This is a genomic window from Lyngbya sp. CCY1209 (assembly GCF_055795065.1).
Window position 1 is genome coordinate 24043 of the sequence record NZ_JAYFER010000689.1, and the last position, 6000, is coordinate 30042.

Genomic DNA, 6000 nt, shown 5'->3' on the forward strand with positions numbered 1-6000 from the left:
GGGAAGGGGAAGAGGGCGAATGCCATTCGCCCCTACTTTTCATGGGTTAAAAATCAATGGTTTGCGGTGCGCGGGGGAAGGGGATCACGTCGCGGATATTGCCCATTCCGGTCATGAATTGTACCACCCGCTCGAAACCGAGGCCGAATCCGGCGTGGGGGACGGTTCCGTACCGTCGCAAATCCAGATACCACCACAACTCCTCAGCATCGATACCCGAGGCTTTGATGCGATTTTCCAGGACATCCAAGCGTTCTTCCCGCTGGGAACCGCCGATAATTTCCCCGACTTTCGGCGCCAGGACATCCATCGCCCGGACGGTTTTTCCGTCGTCATTTTGGCGCATATAAAACGCCTTGATCTCGGCGGGGTAGTCGGTGACGATGACGGGTTTTTTGAACAATTCCTCAGCCAGGTAGCGCTCGTGCTCAGACTGGAGATCCAGGCCCCAACTGACGGGATATTCAAATTTACGATCGCTTTTTTCCAATTGCGCGATCGCCTCAGTGTAGGTGATGCGCTCGAATTCGTTGTTGATGATATTGTCCGCCGTCTCCAGAACCGAATTGTCGATGCGCTTGTTGAAAAATTCCATATCCTCCGCGCAATTTTCCAACACGGATTTAAAAATATGTTTCAAAAACGCCTCGGCCAGATCCATATTGCCGTCGAGATCGCAAAACGCCATCTCCGGTTCGATCATCCAGAACTCGGCCAGGTGGCGGGAGGTGTTGGAATTTTCCGCCCGAAACGTCGGTCCAAAGGTGTAGACACTCCCGAAGGCCAGAGCCATAATTTCCGCCTCCAACTGGCCGCTGACGGTAAGAAACGCCCGCTTCCCGAAGAAATCCTGGCTGAAATCCACCGCTTTCGCCTCATTGAGGGGTAAGGCATTGAGATCCAAACTCGTCACCGAGAACAGTTCCCCGGCCCCCTCGCAGTCGCTGGCGGTGATGATGGGGGTGTGGACCCACAGAAAACCCCGTTCCTGGAAAAACTGGTGGACCGCCGCCGCGCAGGCGTTGCGGACCCGAAAAACCGCCCCGTAGGTATTGGTGCGCGATCGCAAATGGGCGATGGTCCGTAGAAACTCGAAGGAGTGCCGCTTCTTCTGCAAAACGTAGGATTGGGGGTCCGCTTCCCCGTAAACCCGGACAGTTGTCGCCTTCAGTTCGATCCGCTGGCCCTTGGCGGGGGACTCCACCACCTCCCCCGTCACCTCCACCGAGGCGCCCGTGTTCAGTTGCCGCAAAATAGTATCGGAGTCGGCGAGATCGGCATTGATCACCACCTGGAGATTCGCCATACCGGACCCGTCATTGACCTCCGCGAAGGCGAACTCCTTCAATTCCCGCTTCGTCCTCACCCAACCGCGAACCGTCACCGCTTCCCCCGGCTGACCCGTTCTCAACAATTCCGCGATGCGTCGTATCTCCATGTTCTTTCGATCCTTACCCATTCATGTCTTCTTTTCATGTTGCCACGACTCGATCGCCAACCCGGTATCAATCCAAATTTCAGCCATTCCTAAAGTTTTCTGAACGAAGCGTCCCAATCGAAGCGGGTTTCGGCGTAGAATTAGCTTGAGCCATATCTAACGATCGAGGAGACCTTCCATGCCAGAGGCGGTGGGTGTAATTGAAACATTGGGATTTCCGGGGGTACTAGCGGCGGCCGATGCGATGGTGAAAGCCGCACGAGTGACCCTGGTGTATTACGGTCTGGCCGAACGGGGAGAGTTCATGGTCGCCATTCGGGGAGGGACTTCCGAAGTCAGACCGGCGATGGAAGCGGGTGTCGCCGCGGCGGAAAAGACGTTCGGGTGTACGATTATCACGCACTACACCATCCCCAACCCGCCGCCGAATATCGTCGATGTCCTCCCCATCCATCACACGCCGGAGAGCGAACCCTTCCGAGTTTAGGGGGTCGCCCGGGGTTCGGCCGGATTTCACGGCAAATGTTATCGGTCAATAGGGGTCGCAACATTCGCTCAAATCGAGTCGCGGCGACAAATTATTTCATTTATCCAGGAGAGATTAGATGTCACAACAAGCAGTGGGCGCACTGGAAACCAAGGGATTTCCGGGAATTTTGGCGGCGGCCGATGCGATGGTCAAAGCGGGTCGCGTCACCCTGGTGGGCTACATCCGGGCCGGGAGCGCCCGGTTTACGGTCATGATCCGCGGCGACGTCTCGGAAGTGAAAACGGCGATGGATGCCGGAATTGCGGCGGTGGAGCACGTTTACGGTGCGGCTCTGGAAACCTGGGTGATCATTCCCCGCCCCCACGAGAACGTGGTGGCCGTGCTGCCTATCGATTTCAACGAGAATGTGGAAGAGTACCGTCAGGCGGCCGAGGGCCTGACGCTTCCGAGAGGAAACGGTTCCAACCGATAACCGGGCGACTCCCCCCTCCGAAAGGTCGGGGAGGGGGAGCGCCCGTCAAAACTTGAGTTGAGGAGTTAACCTCCAGAGCGATCGCGGATCGGAAGCCGTCGCCGGCCCGTTTGGGTTAGGATGGAATCGGCTCGACAGGTCTTCGAGAAGGTCAAGGGGGAGAGTTTGCCATGAGCATACTGAATAAAATCTTTAAGGGAGCCGACGAGGGCCGAATTTCGCTGTCCACTCCGGAGGCGTTCGCGGCGATCGCGGTGAGTGCCATTTCCGCCGACGGTTATATGCGCGACGAAGAGCGCGATCGCATCGTGGTTTTGCTCTCGGAACTGCCCCTGTTTCAGGGGTATTCCCAACAGCGGCTGACCAATTTGTTGGAAAAACTGTTTGAATTGTTGTCGGTCAAAGGGACCTATTCCCTATTGGCGATCGCTCGAGAATTTCTGCCGGCAGAACTGCAGGAACCCGCGTTCGTCGTCGTCAGCGACCTGCTGTTGGTGGATGGTGTCCTCTCGGCGAAAGAGCGGGAATTTTTGACCCATCTGTGGCAGATGCTCGACGTCCCCGCCGACCGGGCGTCGCAGATTTTCGAGCAGAAAGTGGAAGAATATAATTTGAGAACGCCACAGAAGAAATAATCTCCCGACAAATGTTTGAATAATAGGGGGGATGGGAATGAAAAAGATTGGGTTATTGATGGGGATTTTTGCCCTCTCATTTTTGACGGTGACAGTCGCGTTGCCCCGGGCGATCGCCCAAGTTTCGCCGCCCCCCTTTCGGGCGGAAATGCAACTCGCCCAGGAACCGGCTCCAGCGGCGACATTTGCAGATCTCGTAGAGGGAATGGAACGATGGTCGGGGCTGTTTACCCTCTATCAAAATTCCCAGACCGGGTCAGTTTATCTGGAAATTCGGCCGGAACAATTTGAGGAACCTTTCCTCTGTTTTATCACCCTAGATGCCGGGTTGGAAACGGTGGGAACTTTCGGCGGCCTGGATCTCGGAGATTTCCTGTTTCAACTGCGTCCCCGTTCCAACTCGGTCGAATTTGTCATTCCCAACATCAATTTTCGCGCCGCCCCCGACGATCCCCAGTGGCGATCGCTCGCTCGTTCGGCGGGGGAGTCGATCCTTTACACCTTGCCCATCCTCGCCGTCCACCCGGACCGCCAGAGCGTTTTGGTGGACCTGGGAACGGTTTTGACCGGCGATCGCGAACTTTCGGGACTCTCAGACCGACTGATCGCCGCCCTGCAAAATAACTACAGCCTCGACGCCCAAAAGTCCTACATTTCCAGCGTGGAAGCCTTCCCGAACAACGTTGAGATCGAGTCGGTTTTGGGATTTTCCGGGGGCGGAAATTTGCCGTTTTGGGACTCCCCCGCCCTCCCCGACTCCCGGTCTTTCAATCTGCGAATTCGCTATAGTTTTCTCGCCGTTCCCGACCCGAACGGCTACCGCCCCCGCATCGCCGACGAGCGGATCGGCTACTTCACCACCACTTACCAAGATGTCTCCGACCCGAACCGGGGCAGGCGATCGTCCGTCGTCCGCCACATCAACCGCTGGAATTTGCAGAAACGAGATCCCGCTGCCCCCCTTTCTCCCCCCGTGGAACCGATCGTCTTTTGGATCGAAAATACCGTCCCCTCGGAATACCGGGACGCCATTCGGGAGGGGGTGTTGATGTGGAACGAAGCCTTCGAGGCGGCGGGCTTTTCCGACGCCATCGAAGTGCGACAGATGCCCGACGATGCCCCCTGGGACCCGGCGGATGTCCGCTACAATACCATCCGCTGGTCGATGTCTTTCGATGCGAGATTTAGCGGTTACGGCCCCTCCCACGTCAATCCTCTGACCGGGGAAATTTTGGACGCCGATATGGTGATCGAGAGTCGGGCGATCGCCGATCTGGGCAGTGGAAAAGCTGTTTTGGCTGACCTCAACACCGATGTCTGCGAGGTGGGACTCTCGGCGAACCGCCGGGAACTCGACGAACACCGATGTTTCGCGGCGGGCTCCGAGCGACAACTGGCCGTCGGCGCGATCGCCCTGTCCACTTTAGATCCGAAAACCCACACCGACTCGGTAGAAGAGTACATCCACCAGTTTCTCCGCCTCCTCGTCGCCCACGAAATCGGCCACGCCCTGGGACTGCGACACAATTTCCACGGCAGCACGATGCTGGCGCCGGAGGAGTTGAACGATAAAAATATTACCCGGACGCGGGGGATGGTGGCCTCGGTGATGGATTACGTCCCCGTCAACCTCGCCCCCCGAGGTCAACCCCAGGGCGACTATTTTCCGGCGATCGTCGGCCCCTACGACCGCTGGGCGATTGAGTACGGGTACAAGCCGATTTCGGCGGGTACCCCCTACGGCGAATCTCGGGAATTGCAGGAGATCGCGCGGCGGGGGACGGCGCCGGAATTGGCCTTCGCCACGGATGAGGATCTGTGGGGGGTGTACCTCGACCCGGCGGCGAACGCCTTCGATCTGAGCAATGATATGTTGCAATATTCCCGATCGCAGTTGGACAACGCCCGGGCGATGTGGGAGCGGTTGGAAACCCGCTCTTTCGGATGGGGTGGGGAGTCGGACCAACTGCGGCAGGTTTTCGAGACGATTTTCGGCTACTATTTCAGCCAAGTTGACAACGCGACGGTCTACGTCGGGGGGCAATCTTTCGATCGCCAACGGGTCGGCAGTCGGGGCGGAACACTGCCCCTGGAACCGATTCCAGCAAGCGAACAAAGACGGGCGCTGCGGTTGTTGGAAGAGTATGTTTTTGCCGAAGATGCGTTCAATTTTTCTCCGGATTTAATTAACCGCCTGGTGCCCTCCCGGTGGTCGGATTGGGGAAATCCCGATCGCTACGCCTCCCTCGACTATCCCATCGGCGATCGCATTTTGTGGCTGCAAACTTACGTCCTTCGGGAATTGCTGGCGCCCACCCGCTTGAGTCGCCTGCGGGACTTGGAGTTGAAAACCGCGCCGGGAAATACCCTCACCCTGCCGGAATTATTTGAAATGCTCAATAACAGCATTTGGACGGAAATTTGGCGGGATGATGGAGTTGCGATCGGCGGTTTTCGCCGTCCCCTGCAACAAGTTTACCTCGATATTCTCGCCGATATGGTATTGGAAAATACCGACGTCCCCGAAGATGCGAAAACCTTGGCTTGGTTCCAGTTAAAGCAACTCGGGGAGGCGATTAGTCATCGCTTGGACAAAGGGGGCGATCGCATGGATGCCTACACCCTCGCCCACTTGGAAAAGAGCCGCGATCGCATTTTCAAAACCTTGGATGCCCGGTTGCAGGTGAATGATTGAGGGTGTATTGTCCGGCCCCCAAACCCCCAATGCTGGGGGCTGTGACATTATGTCCGCTCAAGCTGCTATAGGGTATATAGCGCTGTGCGAGGCGAGTCGTTACACACCAGACGGCGGGCCATCCCCCGGCTGCCCGGGTCGAGTTTCGGAAGTTTTTATTAAGGCTTTTTTTTCGATCTGAAATACAAGGTATAGCGCTGCTAGAGGGCAATAGGCAATAGGCAACAGGCAATAGGAAACTGAAATGACCTTTACATCGATGTTTCAAGG

General features: G+C 56.9%; 5 protein-coding genes. 4 read left to right on the forward strand and 1 reads right to left on the reverse strand.

Annotated features, from left to right (window positions below; translation table 11 throughout):
- Positions 1-46: 46 nt before the first annotated feature.
- On the reverse strand, positions 47-1438 hold the full coding sequence (gene asnS / locus AC0QHF_RS28670; protein WP_324707696.1) for an asparagine--tRNA ligase: 1392 nt from the start codon (positions 1436-1438) through the stop codon (positions 47-49).
- A 178-nt stretch (positions 1439-1616) separates the two neighbouring features.
- Here asnS and AC0QHF_RS28675 point away from each other — a divergent pair, with 178 nt between their 5' ends.
- From AC0QHF_RS28675 to AC0QHF_RS28690, 4 genes are all read left to right on the forward strand, one after another.
- Positions 1617-1925 carry a BMC domain-containing protein gene (locus AC0QHF_RS28675; protein ID WP_324707697.1) on the forward strand — a complete coding sequence of 103 codons (309 nt, stop codon included), beginning with the start codon at positions 1617-1619 and terminating at the stop codon, positions 1923-1925.
- A gap of 118 nt (positions 1926-2043) precedes the next feature.
- Positions 2044-2400 (forward strand): carbon dioxide-concentrating mechanism protein CcmK, encoded by a 357-nt coding sequence (locus AC0QHF_RS28680; RefSeq protein WP_324707698.1) that lies wholly within the window; start codon positions 2044-2046, stop codon positions 2398-2400.
- Positions 2401-2570: 170 nt separating this feature from the next.
- A complete protein-coding gene (locus AC0QHF_RS28685) occupies positions 2571-3035 on the forward strand; it encodes a tellurite resistance TerB family protein (protein WP_324707699.1) in 465 nt (154 codons plus the stop codon).
- Positions 3036-3072: 37 nt separating this feature from the next.
- A complete protein-coding gene (locus tag AC0QHF_RS28690; RefSeq protein WP_324707700.1) occupies positions 3073-5730 on the forward strand; it encodes a zinc-dependent metalloprotease in 2658 nt (885 codons plus the stop codon).
- Positions 5731-6000: the final 270 nt, after the last annotated feature.

What these genes read in the sequence shown, in the direction of transcription:
- AC0QHF_RS28690 (WP_324707700.1), top strand. Translation starts at nt 3,073, where the DNA reads ATGAAAAAGATTGGGTTATTGATGGGGATTTTTGCCCTCTCATTTTTG.
- asnS (WP_324707696.1), bottom strand. Translation starts at nt 1,438, where the DNA reads ATGGAGATACGACGCATCGCGGAATTGTTGAGAACGGGTCAGCCGGGG.
- AC0QHF_RS28680 (WP_324707698.1), top strand. Translation starts at nt 2,044, where the DNA reads ATGTCACAACAAGCAGTGGGCGCACTGGAAACCAAGGGATTTCCGGGA.
- AC0QHF_RS28685 (WP_324707699.1), top strand. Translation starts at nt 2,571, where the DNA reads ATGAGCATACTGAATAAAATCTTTAAGGGAGCCGACGAGGGCCGAATT.
- AC0QHF_RS28675 (WP_324707697.1), top strand. Translation starts at nt 1,617, where the DNA reads ATGCCAGAGGCGGTGGGTGTAATTGAAACATTGGGATTTCCGGGGGTA.